10 protein-coding genes and 1 tRNA gene are annotated in these 16,004 nt (G+C 61.2%); 9 read left to right on the plus strand and 2 right to left on the minus strand.

From position 1 onward, the window contains the following. Nucleotides 1-353 precede the first annotated feature (353 nt). From V1273_RS33475 to V1273_RS33505, 7 genes are all read left to right on the plus strand, one after another. Nucleotides 354-1,544, plus strand: coding sequence for a PGN_0703 family putative restriction endonuclease (locus tag V1273_RS33475; RefSeq protein WP_334412093.1), 1,191 nt, complete (start codon nucleotides 354-356; stop codon nucleotides 1,542-1,544). A gap of 14 nt (nucleotides 1,545-1,558) precedes the next feature. After that, nucleotides 1,559-1,882 (plus strand): DUF2958 domain-containing protein, encoded by a 324-nt coding sequence (locus V1273_RS33480; protein WP_442894178.1) that lies wholly within the window; start codon nucleotides 1,559-1,561, stop codon nucleotides 1,880-1,882. 51 nt (nucleotides 1,883-1,933) lie between these two features. After that, entirely contained in the window at nucleotides 1,934-5,323 is a 3,390-nt protein-coding gene (locus V1273_RS33485) for a DUF499 domain-containing protein (RefSeq protein WP_334412094.1), read from the plus strand. Between the two features lie 4 nt (nucleotides 5,324-5,327). Continuing rightward, entirely contained in the window at nucleotides 5,328-5,981 is a 654-nt protein-coding gene (locus V1273_RS33490; RefSeq protein ID WP_334412095.1) for a DUF3780 domain-containing protein, read from the plus strand. A gap of 6 nt (nucleotides 5,982-5,987) precedes the next feature. After that, nucleotides 5,988-9,185 (plus strand): anti-phage-associated DUF1156 domain-containing protein, encoded by a 3,198-nt coding sequence (locus V1273_RS33495; protein WP_334412096.1) that lies wholly within the window; start codon nucleotides 5,988-5,990, stop codon nucleotides 9,183-9,185. A gap of 3 nt (nucleotides 9,186-9,188) precedes the next feature. Further along, on the plus strand, nucleotides 9,189-11,933 hold the full coding sequence (locus V1273_RS33500) for a helicase-related protein (RefSeq protein ID WP_334412097.1): 2,745 nt from the start codon (nucleotides 9,189-9,191) through the stop codon (nucleotides 11,931-11,933). A gap of 147 nt (nucleotides 11,934-12,080) precedes the next feature. Further along, nucleotides 12,081-12,866: a PP2C family protein-serine/threonine phosphatase gene (locus V1273_RS33505; RefSeq protein WP_334412098.1), complete on the plus strand. Its 786-nt coding sequence runs from the start codon at nucleotides 12,081-12,083 to the stop codon at nucleotides 12,864-12,866. Between the two features lie 468 nt (nucleotides 12,867-13,334). Here V1273_RS33505 and V1273_RS33510 read toward each other — a convergent pair. Further along, a tRNA-Ser gene (locus tag V1273_RS33510) sits at nucleotides 13,335-13,424 on the minus strand. Nucleotides 13,425-13,732: 308 nt separating this feature from the next. Then, complete coding sequence (locus V1273_RS33515) at nucleotides 13,733-14,833, minus strand: ROK family protein (protein WP_334365567.1); 1,101 nt, start codon at nucleotides 14,831-14,833, stop codon at nucleotides 13,733-13,735. A gap of 334 nt (nucleotides 14,834-15,167) precedes the next feature. Here V1273_RS33515 and rplU point away from each other — a divergent pair, with 334 nt between their 5' ends. Beyond that, nucleotides 15,168-15,548, plus strand: coding sequence for a 50S ribosomal protein L21 (gene rplU / locus V1273_RS33520; RefSeq protein ID WP_334365569.1), 381 nt, complete (start codon nucleotides 15,168-15,170; stop codon nucleotides 15,546-15,548). Between the two features lie 159 nt (nucleotides 15,549-15,707). Further along, a complete protein-coding gene (rpmA, locus tag V1273_RS33525; protein WP_028348532.1) occupies nucleotides 15,708-15,977 on the plus strand; it encodes a 50S ribosomal protein L27 in 270 nt (89 codons plus the stop codon). The last annotated feature ends 27 nt before the right edge of the window (nucleotides 15,978-16,004 follow it).

Here is a 16,004-nt window from a genome sequence, read left to right on the forward strand (position 1 = left end):
GTCTCGCTTTGGGAGCGCGTTCATCTGCTCTCACAGGTTGCAGAGAGCCCCGACGGCTTCAGGCTGAAGCCGTCATCGATGACGCACTGCTGAGTAATATAGTGTTCAGGAGGCAAAAAACGCAGTTGGCGGCCCCTTGGCCCGCAACCGCTCTACATGCAGCGCGATCAACCCAAGTTGTCACAATATGTAGATCACGCCGCACCGGTATCCCGCCCGGCGCCGGCTCGCGTCCACCGGACCGCTGCTTCAACCGTTAATTGAGTGGCCACTCACAATGGATCCGATCAGAGCAGCAACTTCTGAACGCTCCGTCCGAATTCCTGTTGCCAACCAGGCGCACAGGAATCGCAATGAAATCTCACGTTTCGACAATCGAATGTCACCTCTACACTCCCATGACGCGCGTTCCGCTCGTTCCAGAAAACGTCCTCCGTCGCCACAATGTTCACTTCAGTATCGACACTCGCTTCCGCCGCGCGGCCCGGTTGCTCCAGTACCTCTGGCTTTGCGAGCAGGGCATCCCGACTGGCATTCACGTCCAGGGAACAGCCGATGCCGCGATCACGATGGAGCTCGGCTCTTGTCTAAGTCCAGAAGCAGCCGATGCTGGGAGGAATTTCCTGTCTCCTGCCATTCATGGACTGGTCCGGCGTGAGCTGGTGATGCGCGAAGAAGGCGCCATGATCGATGAGGATCGGCTGTTCAGAAATGCGCTGAGTTCGATGCCGCTGGTCTTCAATTTGTTCGGGCCAATGGTCATCGACCCGCGTCTCGCGACAAGCGTATTCCGGCGTCTCCTGCCCGACTTCGTTCACACTGTCGAAGGTATCACTTTCGAGCACTCCCCGGGCCGCCATGAGGACCGATTCCTCGCCGATGGCACTGCTTTCGATCTGGCCATGCGTGTCGTCACGCCGGATGGCGAAGAGGCGACCGTATTCTTCGAGATCAAGTATTCCGAAGACATGGCTGGTCCGGCCGCTCGGATGCGCCCTCGCTATGACGAAGCGTCCCGCGAAGTGCGCTTGTTCAAGGATCCGCAGAGCCACAGGCTGCGTGCCTTGGCGCTTGAGCAATTGTGGCGCGAACACATGCTGGCACAGCTCACAGTGGACCAGGGTATCACCACACGCGCACTATTTGTTGCTGTCGGTCCTCGCCTCAATCGGCGCGTCAACGCCGCTTTTCGCATCTACGAAAGCGAACTGATCGGCGAAGAGGACCGCGACAGCACCCGCGTCGGGTTCAAGGCATTGACACTGGAAGCTGTTATCGCGGTCTTGGCCGACGCCGGAGCATCGGAGATCGCAACTGCGCTTTGGCGGCGTTATTGCGACTTCGAGCGTGTCTATGACTTCGCGCTACATGAGTTTGCCGCGACCAATCTCACCTCCTCGAACAATTCAGAAGGACGGCCCGGTCGGGAGGGCGATGCTCCCAAGGCGGTTGGCAAGATCGCGAACCCGGTCCCCGCCAGTGCTACCGGGCGGTCAAAGGTCCACCCACGTTCGTCGAAAGCCAGCCGTGGAGGTGCCTCTTGAAAGCAGATCGCACCCTGTTCACCGTCGCCGATCAAGTCCAATTGCTCGTGAACGCACTCAACGGAGGCGACCATTTTCCAGTGGTGAAGCTGTTCACACCGGATGCTGGAGCTACGTGGCTCATCAGCGAAGTTGATCCTGACGATCCGGATCGGTTGTTCGGCCTCTGCGATCTCGGTCTCGGCTATCCAGAACTCGGTTATCTCAGCCTGGCTGAGATCACGGCAGTAAAAGGTCCGCTCGGTCTGCCGATCGAACGCGATCGCACTTTCGTCGCGGACAAGCCCCTGTCTGCCTATGCTGAAGAAGCGCGGACTAACGGCCGCATCGTGGCCTAGGAACCAGACCGACCGTAATCGACATGACTTTCGTCACGGATATAACGCCCGATGGCGAGCCGGGAGCAGCTCTGGGCCGTCATCGGCGGCGATCTTCGGGTTCTGCGCCCCGGGAGAGCGCGGTTACTTGTTAACAATGGGGGCCAGGCCAAATTGGTCGGAAGTTTACGCGGACAACCCTCCCCGAATGCGGTATGGGAGGACTTCTCGGGCAGGAGAAGTTCCAATCTTTCGGCCATTGCCGCGCGTCACCGACGGGCGGCCCGAAAAACCAAGCCGCCCGATCTAGTGGGCGGGGCCATGTCAATCGCAACAATAAAACAACTTTGCGTTCCGAACGCAGTCGTTTCAACGGACAGCCTGGTCGAACAGGTCGCTCAGATCGAGGATTTCGCGGCCAGCAAGATAGACGGTCGGGACTTCTTCAAGCGGAACCATTTCACTGCTGGCCTTGAGCTGCTGGTCAAGCGCGGCTTCGATCGCTTGGCTGGCAGGTCCGAAGATGGCGCCTTCTATCTGACCCAAGCTATGGGCGGCGGCAAGACGCACAGCCTGATCGCGTTCGGCCTCCTCGCCTCCGATCCAGGGCTTCGCCGCGAGGTAGTTCCGAAGATCGCACACGGCAATGATTTCGGCGCGGCGAAGGTCGTGATTTTCAACGGACACCAGAACCCCGACACCCTGCTCTGGGGCTATATCGCCGAACAGCTTGGCCGCGGCGACGTCATGGCCCCGTTCTGGCGCAATGGGGCGAGGACGCCTGGCGTCGACGAATGGGTTTCCATCCTTGGCGAGGAGCCTGTCCTGATCCTCCTGGACGAATTGCCAAGCTATCTCCAGATGGCGCAGGGCGAAGCGGTGGGGAACACGACCCTTGGCGATCTCACGATCGGGGCGTTGGAGCGCCTCTTCAATGCCCTTCCACGGTGCCCGCGCGCCTGCGTCGTGGTCACGAACCTGAAAGACGACGTTTATCTCGACGGCTCGGGCCAGCTGCGCACGCTGATCGAAAGCCTGACGAAGCACTACGATCGCAACGCGCAGGCAATCACCCCCGTCCAGCAGAACACGGGCGAGGTCTTCGCCATCGTTCGGAAGCGGCTGTTCGACGCCTTGCCCTCGGCCGACAAGATCGATGAGGTCGCGCAGGCCTATGTTTCAGCGCTTCAGAAGGCGAAGCGCGTCGACACGATCCCGACGACGCCCGAGACGTTCATCGAGCGCATACGCGAGACCTATCCGTTTCACCCTTCCATTCGGGACATCGTTGCGCGCTTCGCCGAGAATCGCGGCTATCAGAAGACCCGCGCGCTCATTCGCCTGATGCGCTTGGCAGTTCGCGGCGCGATGGCCGGCAACAGCAATGCGTTCCTGATCGGGCTGCAACACCTCGATTTCAATGACCAGGCGACCATTGAGGAAATCCGAAAGATCAATCCAGGCTACTCCAATGCCATCTCCCGCGACGTGGCCGACCGGGGTAACGCGCTCGCCGAGAAGATTGATGCAGCCGATGGCAACCCGACGGCTTCAGCGGTCGCCAAGGTGTTGCTGATGTCGTCCCTTTCGGCAGCCGAATCGCCCTTGCGAGGCCTCACCGACGGCGAGCTGATCGAGACGCTCGTCGATCCACTGCTCGACGTGTCCGAGATCAAGGGGAGTCTGAGTCGCCTTGAAGGCCAAGCGTGGTATCTCTTCAAGGGCGTCGACAACCGCGTCTTCTTCGGCCAGACCGCCAACGTAACGGCGGAGATCACCGAGATTGCCGGAAATATCGCAACCGAGCAGGTCGACCAGACCCTCCGCGAGAAGCTCAAGGAGGTATTCAAGCCGCGCAGCGGCGCGCTCTACTCCGAGAACATCGCCATACTGCCAGCCCTCGATGACATCAAGCTCGACGACGAGCGCCCGACGCTGATCATACTCGAGCAGCCCGCCGACAAACTTCCCGATGAGTTCGTCAACTGGTGGAACAAACAGGAATTGCAAAATCGTGTCCTTGTGCTCACGGCTGACCGCAACGCCGTCGCAACGCTCAGGACCAGCGCGCGACGTCAACGGGCTATCGCGAAAGTAGAAGAGCGAATCAAGGCGCAGCATGGCCAAGGCTCGCCGCAGATGGCCGAGCTTGATGGTGTTCGCGCACGCGAGGCCGCAGCCTTTACGAGCGCGTTGCGCGAAACGTTCAAAAGTATCGTCTTCCCGATGCGGGATCGAACCAAGAAAAGTTATCTGCGCTCAATTGATGATTTCCGCATGGAGTTCGACCGCAACGATTATTCCGGCGAGCAACAGATCATCGATACTCTGGCGAAGCGCGGCAAATTCATATCCAGCGACAAATTTGACGCCGAGTTCGAGACTCTGCGTCTAGATGCCGAAGAAATCCTGTTCGACGCGGACGCGGTCCAACACGCTTCGCTCCGGCGCAACGCAGCCGTCCGCTCCGGCTGGTTCTGGCTACCGAAAGGCGGCCTAGAGCAGTTGACACGAGCAGCCGTTCAGCGCGGCTTCTGGCGCGAAAAAGACGGCCTCGTTGCGAAGAAATGGGAGCGCGTCACACGAGTCACAGCCCGGCAGGATGATTTCGCGCAAGACCCAATGGTAACGGGCCGTTTTCAGGTGAACGTCTCACCGGAAGATGCGGACATCGTTTATGTCTCGGAGAGCGGTCCGCCCGATCCGGCACGGGCGCAAAAACTCGACGGCCGCGTGTACGAGACAATGGCACCGGCAGTATGGTTTCTCGGCGTCGACTCGAAGGGTGTAGCCAAGATGGGTGACCCCTGCGAGTGGCGCGCGCCGATCCGTGTCAAACCGGACGTGAAACGCACCTCCACAGGTTATCGCGTATCGCTCGTAGCGATTCCGCGGGCGGCGGCCATTCGCGCGACCTTCGACGGGTCCGACCCGAAGAGCGGCCCCGAAGTACCCCATGGCGACATGGATGCGCCTACGGGGGCAAAGCAGCTTCGCGTCGTGGCCGAGGTGAACGGCCTGTTCAGTCAGGAGGAGACGGCGCCGCTTGCGTCAGGTATGGACGATACCGGCGGTACGCGCTTCCAGCCAAAAGCTGCGTTGAAGCCGGACACCGCCGCCATCATGACCTCGCGTTTCGAACCAAAGGACACGGCGGCCGCCTTCTCGGCGCTTGACCGGCTGGCCAAACTGTCGGACGCGAAGGTGTTCGGAGGCACTGTCGATCTCAACGGCACGCGCTCGGAAGGCGATTTCCTGACGCTCCGCCTCGGGCGCGATGTCGCCGTGCCTGTGGCGGCGCTCGACCAAAAGGTCAAGGAGCTGGCCGCCCTTCTCGCTGCATCCGCACCGACAGTGAAGCTTCGTCTGGACGGCATTGCCTTTTCGTCCGGACGCGATCTGATGACGTTCTGCGATGCGTTCGAGCTTGATTTCGATCGTGTTGAATGGAAGCAGGAGTGAAAGTATGAGCACTGCACCTGCGAATTTCGACTGCGCCGACATCTATCAGGAGCACGGTTATCTCGTGCGCCTCACGAAAGGGCGCGACGCAAAGGTGCAGGTGTTCGAGGTATTCGGCCGCCCGCCAAGCGACCGCGAACCGCAATGGGCGCCAGAGACGGTGTTCCGCTGCGAGGCCGCGCGCGACGTTTGGGATGTGGTCTCGCCCGAGGCGCGCACCGAGTTCAACCGCCGCCTCAAGCTCGAAGGCAAGCCCGCCGGACGTTGGGGCGCGGATGAGACTGCTGTGCAGAGGCTGTTCGGCAAGGAACTGCTCGTACTGCTTTGGGCGATCGAGGCGCCAGATGTGAAGCCCGAGGAGATCGCGGTCGCCATCCGTAACTGGCACGGGCTGAAGCCCGAGGAGCGATGGTGGCTCTACACCATGACGGCAGCGGCGACTGGCCTCGCTCATCAAGCCGGCATGGGCTGGCGCGGCGCACTGCGGCAGGCGCTCTGCTTCGGCACGCGCTCAGACACCTTCCACCTCGGCGCGGTCGCAGGGCGCGGCACGCTGGAGCCGCGGGTTAATACCGGCTTCGTGCAGCCAAAGAAAAAATCGAAGCCGAAGAAGAATGAGGGGCCGGGCTTCCTGTTCGCGCCCGTTCCAGCCGAGTGAGTCTTTATGAAGGTCGCCGCCGCTATCGCCTCGCCAACTTCAGGTCTTGCACCGTTCTCCCTGAAGGATGCTCCGTCCTTAATTGAACGACAGCTTCCGGTCGGGCGCCTCTCAGCAGAGGCCTATAAAGAGCGCAAGGCCGGCGCGGGACAGACGCTAACGGCGCTCGGCTCCTATTGGAAAGGGCGCAAGCCTCTCATCCTCGTGCGGGCTGTGGTGCTCGGCTCCCTGCTACCGGCAAGTGACGCGGCGGCCGATCTCGAAATCTTCCTGAAGCTGATGGCAATGGACGACGGGGCGTTCGGACGACGCTTCAACGGCAGCGCCTCCGAGTTTGCTCGTCTGTTTCCTGAACATGCGGAGACGGTCGCCTTCAATCGCACGCGAGCTTGGCGAAGCGATCTTCGAGTAGAGGAGCTAAGAACTAGAGCGGCCTCCGTTCGGACTCCAATTGAGCCGGGCGACCCGCGAGAGCGTTTGCTCAAAGCCCTTGCGACTTTCGCCAAGAGCGGTCGAGCAACAAAACCGTCCGCGAGCGCCGTTGAGTTTGCCGAGCTCTTTCCCACCTTGGCAGACGAATTGACGGAGGAGGTCGAAACAGGTTGGCGTTGGCGCGCCGACCTAGACGAAGTTGATCGGCAGGCGCGGGTGGCGGAGGCGTTCGCGAGCCTCCCGTACGCCGAACGATTGAAACACGTCCGCCGCCCGGAGGAGTGCGACGAGTCGGATCTGCTCAGCCCCGTTTGGCCCTCGATCAATCGCCATCTCGGAACGACCGCGCAAAGCATTCCCGAGCTTGTCGAGCAGTTGGGCGTATCGCGCTTCGGGCAGCGCCCCAAGCTGGCGGATACGTTCTGCGGCGGCGGGTCGATTCCCTTCGAAGCGGCGCGCATGGGCTGTGACGTTTACGCATCCGACCTCAATCCCATCGCCTGCATGCTCACCTGGGGCGCCTTTAATATCATCGGCGCGTCGAACGAGCGGAGGGCGGAGATCGACGCCGCGCAGCGTGAGGCTGCGGCTGCAGTGGACGCTGAGGTCGCCCGGCTTGGCATCGAGCATGACGCCGAGGGCAACAGGGCGAAAGCCTATCTCTACTGCCTGGAGACGCGCTGCCCGCGCACCGGTTGGATGGTCCCGATGGCGCCGTCGTGGGTCATTTCCAAGACGCGCAATGTTGTAGCGAAGCTTGTGCCGGACCATGCGGCGAAGCGGTACAAGATCGAGGTCCACTCCGGCGCATCGGCGGCGGAAATGGCCGTAGCCGAGCAAGGCACGGTGCGCGACGGACGGCTCGTCCACCCGCTGAATCCGGAGCGCTCGGGCGTCGAGATCAAGACGATTCGTGGCGATTATCGCGATGTCGACGGCGCCACACGAAACCGGTTACGCCTCTGGGAGAAGTCAGATTTTGTGCCGCGGTCGGAGGACATTTTTCAGGAGCGACTGTATTGCATCCAGTGGATCTCGAAGGAGACCCTCGGAAAGGGTCGACAGGAGACCTTCTTTGCCCCCGTTACGGAGGACGATCTGGGTCGCGAGCGCAAGGTCGATGCAATCGTCCGCGAAAGCCTCGCGCGCTGGCAGCACGAGGGCCTTGTGCCCGACATGCCAATCGAGCCGGGCGAAAAGACTGACGAGCCAATCCGCACCCGCGGATGGACGCATTGGCATCATCTGTTCGGAGCGCGTTCTCTTCTTCTTGGAGCGTTGATCCGCTCATCTGTTGGCACGGCCTCCGCTGAGTTGCAAACGTCCAAAGCGCTCGACCGCATGACCAAACTCTGCAGGTGGAACCCTGGCCATCCGGGACGGCCGGGCGTTGCGGTTACAGCGGAAAAGCCTGGCGAGACATTCGATAATCAAGCTCTAAACACGCAAATCAATTACGCTATACGGAGCGCCAACGAGATCGTTGCCTTTCTCGATCGCTATGAGACTGCTAGCTTTCCGCTTTCGGTAGACTCGAAGGTGGAAACCTCGCCAGCCGTTGACACGGATCATTCTGCGAACATCTTTGTCACTGACCCCCCATACGCAGACGCCGTCAACTACCACGAGATCACCGAGTTCTTCATCGCTTGGCTGCGCAAGAACCCGCCGCCGCCCTTCGATCAATGGATCTGGGATTCGCGGCGCAACCTCGCAATCAAAGGCAAAGACGAGCAATTCCGCCGCGACATGGTTGCCGCTTATGCCTCCATGACCCGCCACATGCCCGACAACGGCCTACAGGTGGTCATGTTTACACATCAGGACGCTGGCGTCTGGGCCGATCTCGGCGCCATCCTCTGGGCCGCGGGGCTCTCGGTCACCGCCGCCTGGAACGTGGTGACTGAAACCGAGAGCGCCCTTAAGGAGGGTAACTACGTCCAGGGCACCGTCTGCCTTGTGCTGCGCAAGCGGCTCGGCGAAGCGAATGCCCGGCGCATGGAGATCGAGGCAGAAATCGAGGAGGCCGTCGCCGACCAGCTCGCCCGCCTCACCGCCCTCGACGATAGCTGGCACGAACGCGCCAACGCCGAGACCCTCTACACCGATGGTGACCTGACTCTCGCGGCCTATGCGGCGGCGCTTCAGGTCGTGACCGCCTATTCCACCATCGACCGCCAGCCGCTCGACCGCGACCTTTACCGCAAGCTCACCAAGGGCGAGACGACGATGTTGCGCGAGCTTATAGGCTATGCTGAGAGCGTCGCCAACAACCTGCTCGTCCCCGAAGGTTTCCCGCGCGAGATGTGGCGCGACCTGAAGACGCCCGAGCGCTTCTATGTGCGTATGCTTGACATGGAGGCGAAGGGCTCCGCCAAGGTTGCGGACTTCCAAAACTTCGCAAAGAGCTTCGCCTTCGGTAACTATGCCGAACTGATGGCATCGACCGCCGCCAACGCCGCCGCGCTAGCCGGCGCCGCCGACCTAAAAGGCCGAATGCTCGCCGACCATGGAGATTCGCGCGAAGGCTTCGCCGCCTCGCAGCTACGGCAAGTGCTGTTCGCGATTTGGAAGACGATGGAGGGTGGCGTGCTCGAACCGAAGCGCGGCGTCACCATTCTCAAGACCGAATATGCTGCCGACTACTGGCAGCGGCGACAGAAACTGATCTCGCTTGCAAGCTACGTCGCGCTGAAGACCAAGCGCGCTAGGTCGGCGGAAAGCGACGCCGCCCACGAGCTCGCCGAAGCACTGAAGCTCGATCGGGTGTAAGCGATGGCGATCGAGCGCTATTCCTCACGCCGCGAAGCGCTCGGCCCGGTTCTGACCGCGCGGCTCGCGGGCGCGTCACGCTACCTCCGCATCGCCGGCTACTTCCGCTCGTCCTTGCTCGAAGTTGTGGGCGAGGCGCTGGAGACGGTTGGCGAGATCCGCGTCGTCTGCAACGGCGATCTCGACCCGTTCGACGTGAAGGTCGCAAAGGCCGCGCGCGACGGGCAGGAGGCGCTGGCTCGCACGCTCGTTTCATCCTGGCAATCGACCGAGGACGGATTAGACCTGCTGCTTGCTCGCGAACGTTACCGACGCCTGCACGATCTTCTCGGCTCCGGACGCATGAAGGTGCGCGTCGTGCCCCGCGATACGAACAACGTTTTCGTTCACGGCAAGGCCGGAGTGATCGAACACGCCGATGGGCGCGTCTATTCCTTCGTCGGCAGCGTCAACGACAGCGCCTCCGGCTTCCGCCACGCCTACGAGATCCTTTGGGGCGATGAAGACGCCGCCGCCGCCCATTGGGTGCGCGACGAATTCGAGCATTTTTGGCGGCAGGGCGTCGATCTGCCCGATGCCGTGGTTAAGCACGTTGCTGCGATGGCGAGCCGGATTGAGTATCGCTCGATCGAGGCCGCCCGCGTTGCGGACGGCAGCGTTCCAGTTGAAGCGGTGCTGGCCGAACGGCCGATCTACAAGGGCGGACAGATATTGCGTCCCTGGCAAAAGCGCTTCGTCCAGACATGCGTCGAGGATTGGCGTCTGCATGGCAAGGCACGGTACCTGATCGCCGATGACGTGGGCCTCGGCAAGACTTTGTCCATGGCGGCGGCGGCACTGGTGCTCTCACTGCTCGACGACAAGCCTGTGCTGATCCTCGCGCCGGCGACCCTGATCTGGCAATGGCAAGAAGAGCTTGAAGATAAGCTTGGCGTGCCGGCGGCGGTCTGGTCGACTACAAAGAAATGCTGGCTCGACAGCGAGCGCCGACCGCTGACTCAGAAAGGTGATCCGAGCTTTGCGGCGAAGTGCCCTTGGCGCGTCGGCATCATCTCGACCGGCCTCATCGTCAACGGCGACGATGAAGCCGAACGCGGCGCTCTGGCGCGGAAGCGGTTCGGTGTCGTCATTCTCGACGAGGCGCACAAGGCACGAGCCTCGCGAGGGCAGAACGGCCGCGATGCGCCGAAGCCGAACAACCTGCTAACGTTTCTGCGGACGGTCTCGCGCGAAGCGACGAACGTGATCCTCGGCACAGCGACTCCGATCCAACTCAATGCCGTCGAACTCTGGGATTTGCTGATGGGTTTGGGGCAAGGAGCACCGCAGGTGCTCGGCGCGCCATTCGATGGCGGAGAATGGGTTCGCGAAGAGTCCATCCGCTTCCTCACCGGCGATCGAGCGTGGCCGACGAACGATACCAACAGGTGGAGCCTCTTCCGCAATCCTTTGCCGCCTGCAGCCGAGCATACGGTTTTTCGCGACATCCGCAGTGACTCAGGCCTTGCATCGCGTGAGGTGCTTGGGCCCCGTTATGACGAGTTGAGCGCCGATATTCGCACAGAGTTCTTGAACGACTTCCGCACCCTCGCCGAGCGGCACAATCCGATCGTCCGCCGCGTCGTACGTCGTACCAGACCGATGCTGGAAGCCGAGGGACTGTTGAAGCGCGTTGGGGTGATCGTCCACCCGCGAGGGGACGATGGATTGCCGGCTGCGCTGTTCAATGGCAATGGGCTGCAGATGAGCTTCGCCTTTCAAGCCGCCTACGAGGCGGCGGAGGCGTTCAGTCAACTTTACGCGCAAAGATACCCCAGTGCAGGCTTTCTGAGGACAATTCTGCTACGGCGGATCGGTTCGTCGGCCTTAGCGGGGCTAGAGACCGCCAAACGCTTGCTTGGTCGAATCGATGAACCGCTCCTGTCGGAAGACGAAATTGGCGACGAGGGTGAGCCCCGTGAGAGTGCGCCTCCTGACCCGCAGGAGATCCATTACCTCCGCGAGGTCGAGCGCAATCTCACCGCAGTGATCGAGGGGTCGGATGTCGATCCGAAAGTACAGGTGATACTGCACTTCCTCCGGGAGCGTCGGTGGCTTGAGGACAATGGTGCGATTATCTTCAGCCAGTATCGGACCACTGCTGAGTGGGTACTAGACGCGCTCTGCGACGCCTTTCCCGACGAGCCCGTCGCCCTCTATGCCGGCGGTGCGGCATCGTTTGTCGCCCGCGGTGGAGAGCGCAGGACGGCGACACGCGAGCAAATCAAACGGCGCATTCAGGACGGAGAAATCAGGCTTGTCTGCGCGACCGATGCCGCTTGCGAGGGTTTAAACCTTCAACGTCTTGGCGCCCAGGTGAATGTCGATATGCCATGGAATCCATCGCGGCTAGAACAGCGCAAGGGGCGCGTACAGCGGATCGGCCAAATCCGCGACAACGTGCACGTTCTGAACCTGCGCTATGCCGGCACGGTGGAGGACGATGTCTACACCGCACTGTCGAACCGGTTTGGAGATATCTTCTCGGTTCTGGGCCAGCTCCCGGACGCCTTCGAGGACGATTGGATCGCGGCGATCCTCCAGGACCGATCTGCCGTTGTGAATTTTTCACAACGAGTTCAGATGACAAAGCCGCCGATGGAGCTTCGCTACAATCAGGACATGGACGATCACGGGCTCGACTGGGAGTATACGGAACGGGTTCTATCGTCACGCGATCTCGACGCCTGGATGCGTCAGGGTTGGTAGGACAAGTCCGGGGCGCGACCCGGCCATTCGCGCATTGCGATGCAAATGCACTATTAACTTCACTACCAGTTTTCTGAATTTCGCAATTAGGCGGCGCCGAGCGCAGCTTCATTGTTGTGAGTTCCTCCGCAAAGACAGAGACGTCGCATGCTGGACTGGACGATAGCTGCATTCACCCATCGTGGTCGCGTGCGTCCGGACAATGAGGACGCCATCGCTATTGGTACCCGTATCCTCGCTGGCGATATGGACGCGCCGTTGGTCATGACGGCGCCGAACGACAGCTGCCTTCTAATGATCGCGGACGGCATGGGTGGCCACGCGCATGGCGCGATAGCCAGCCGAGCGGCTCTCGATTACCTGGTTGCGGCTGCCGATCGGCTCGCGATTCCCCGCTGCTGCGGGGACGTGATTGAGGCGGCGAATCAAAATCTCTTTGCACTGATGCAGGAAGATGAGGCAACGCTAGGTATGGGCACGACGGTAGTGGGAGCCGTTCTGAGCCCCACCAGACTGCTCACTTTCAACGTTGGCGATAGCCGCTGCTACCTTTTCAGCGCAGGCGAGCTAGTGCAACTCAGCAAGGACGATGTGCCTAAAGCTAAAGACAAGCAACCAGGTCCCCGCACGTCCCACGCGATCACTCAGGCATTAGGAGGGTCTTGGCTTCGCGTCGCTACAAGACCACACATCACCGTCGACGCTCCGCTTGAATCCGGAGAAACCCTTCTCCTGTGCAGCGACGGTCTGACGGATATGGTCGGCGATCATGTCATCGCCAACATCCTAAGGGCGATCCATGACCCTCTTCGATCTACGCGTGAACTTGCCGCAAAGGCGTTCAGCGCGGGCGCCGTAGACAACATCTCTGTAGTTCTCGCGCGACGTTCGGATATCCCAGGTGCCATACCGGGGCCATTGAGGAACGTTTAGGCCCGTGAGGGTGGTTTCTTTTTCGCCCTTCGTTTCCCGAGCCACTTCTTTCTTATTGGCTTTGCGCAGGCGCTCACGCCCGTCCTTTTCGGCGGAGGGACCCAGTCGTTTGCCTTACGCCCCGTTTCCTCGCTGCTCGTGGTAGGAGACCATCAACTCCCTTAGGCCCGCGGTTCCGAGCTCCAAACGTACGTTTGCTGAATATTCGACCCCTGGGTCTCAGCAGTCAGCGCTCTTGGGCCAGTCGATCGGCCGTGCGCAAGGGCTCCCCAAAGACCTGATCCGCAACTACTCTACCGTAATGTGGAGCGTCAAACTTCCGAAACGCTAAGCTTGCGCTTCCAAAACCGCGTGGCCTTCTCTGGCTCCTAGGCGCATCGTCGATCGTACTTGGTATGGGCTGAAGTATGGGCGCCATGAAAGCCCAATCTCGAAAGCCTTGGAATATAAAGGAGTTTTTGTCCAGTTTGGCGGAGAGGGAGGGATTCGAACCCCCGATAGGCTTGCACCTATGCCGCATTTCGAGTGCGGTGCATTCAACCACTCTGCCACCTCTCCAGGCGCCAAGGCGGGCCGGATTCGGCCCTGCGGTCGGGGCGTGTTCTAGGCGAGGAAGCCGGGGCAGACAAGGCGCAGGGTGGAGAAATTCGCCAAAAGCGGCCCCAGTCGGCTGTTGGAAAAGAGGTGGGACCGCCAGACGCGACAAAAACTGACGGTCCCGTGCCGCTGCTTTGAAATCCTGGCCGGGAAGTGCGGCTTCGCCGGTCAGCCGGAGCGACGAAATGACGGTAGCAAGGCGGCGCGAAACGGCAACGCGAACCCGGTTTTAACCTAACCAGTCAACCTTACTACCCGCGTAAAAGCTACTAATCCCGGCCCTTCTTGGCCTTCTTCTCATCCTTGCCATTGTCCTTTCGCCGGTTGGTGAAGCGCGCATTGCCGAGGCCGGTGCCGATGGTCAACACGCCCCAGTGCTCGACATCCTGCATGAAGGGAACTTCGGAGAGGCCCTGCACCACGCCGTCATTGTGCATCACCACGGCGGTGTCGTGATCGCCGATCTGCGGGATCGCTTCCACCAGGCTTGTCGGCAGGTTGAACGTGCTGCTCTCCCAATTGCCGGGCAGGTTCTGCGCGCCCTTCTCGATCGAGCCGTCCTCGTCGATCACGCCGGGACAAGCGATGCCGATGAAGGGCGCAAGCTTCAGGCCTTCGGCCTCTGTGGCCGCGATCAGGTCCTTCAGCATCTTGACCAGCCGCTTCACCGCACCTTCGCGCGTCGGCTCATCGTCGGCATGCCGCCACAGTTCGGACGTCCACACTTCAGCCCTGGAAAGATCGGGTGCTTTCTTCCAGCGCGTCTCGACCACGCCGCAACGGATGTTGGTGCCGCCGATATCGACGCTGAGGATGCTGTCATGGGCCTCGAAAATCCAGGACGGCGCCAGATGCAGCGTGCCGATCAGGCCGGCATCGTCGGGATGAAAGCGGATCGGCACCACATCGACCTCAAGCCCCTCCGCCTTGAGGATGATGTCGGTGCGGGCGATCGCGAGCTCGCCTACCCGGCTCTGCCTGAAGCCACCGCCCACCACTATGCGCTCGGTATCGGCCCACGCTTTGGTCTTGAGGAACCGCCGCGTCACATAGGCCAGTTCCTGGGCGAATTCCTCGATCGCGCTATGCACCAGCGCGGCGGCGCCGACATCGGCGCCGACCAACGCCTCATCGAGATCGTCCTTGGGAATCTCGCCGGCGGACTTCTTGCCCAAGGGATCGTCGCCGTTCTTCCTGAGCGGCTTGCGCAAGCTGTCCAGGATCTTGCGGAAGGCTCCCTTGCTGGCGCGGTCGCCGAGAAAGCCCTCATCGTCCTTCAACTCGATGTTGAAACTGTCGACCTCGACCGACGGCAGGCGGGTGGCCCCGTGGCGGGCAATCCCCGTGGTCGTTATGCTGTCGTCTGCCATGTGCCGAGCCCCTGCCGGATCTTCGCTGGCGACAACGGGCGGGGAACCCATTGGTTTCATGGAAGGGCGAGTAGCCATTCGCGCTTTTTTGGCCCAAATCCTTCATTGTTGGCCGGTTTTGGGGCCTCTTTGCCTTGACTCACGGCATTCTGCGGCTATAAGTCCCCGCATCCGGCGCGGGATTTCTCGCGCCGCTTGTTTTGCGCGAAATCTTAAGGGGTTTGCTCCCCGGCCGCGCGAAAATCGTACCCATAACGACTGACCAAAAAGCCGACCCGGACAGCCCTTTCGGGAATACGTCCGAGGCCGGGATCGAACACGAAGGAAAAAAACGATGTTCGCAGTCATCAAAACCGGCGGCCGGCAGTACCGCGTCGTTCCGGATGATGTGCTCGAGATAGGCAAGATCGCCGGCGAAGTCGGCACGATCGTGCAGCTTGGTGAAGTTCTGGTGGTCGGCGGTGACACGCCGATGCTGGGCGCGCCGACGGTGGCAGGCGCTTCCGTTGCGGCCGAAGTGCTGGACCACAAGCGCGGCCCCAAGGTGATCGCGTTCAAGAAGCGTCGCCGCAAGAATTCGCGCCGCAAGCGCGGCTATCGCGACGAGATCACGGTGCTTCGCGTCACCGAGATCCTGACCGATAACGCCAAGCCTTCGATCGGCCCGCGGCCGAAGAGGGAAAAGGTCGCCGCACCGGCTGCCAAGGACGACTAGGCGGCGAAGGCCGCCAAGAAGTAGCGGCCAGGAAAGCCGCCGCGAACGGCTAGAGCGATCGGAAGTAATGCGCCTCGACGAAAGTTGAGGCGTGAGAAAAAGTGAAATGATTCCGTCAAGGAATTGATCTAGAAATATTCGAGAGATCGGAGACGGGCCATGGCTCACAAAAAAGCAGGCGGTTCATCGCGAAACGGACGCGATTCAGCGGGCAAGCGCCTTGGTATCAAGGCGTATGGCGGCGAACACGTGATTCCCGGCAACATTATCGCGCGTCAACGCGGCACCACCTGGCATCCCGGCCTTAATGTCGGCATGGGCACCGACCATACTCTCTTTGCCAAAGTCGAAGGTCATGTCGAATTCCGTGCAAAAGCCAATGGCCGCACCTTCGTATCGGTAGTTCCGATGACGGAGGCGGCCGAATAGACGGTGGACAAAATTCGAGTCTGCCGG

It is taken from the genome of Bradyrhizobium sp. AZCC 1721 (assembly GCF_036924715.1).
GTDB lineage: Bacteria > Pseudomonadota > Alphaproteobacteria > Rhizobiales > Xanthobacteraceae > Bradyrhizobium.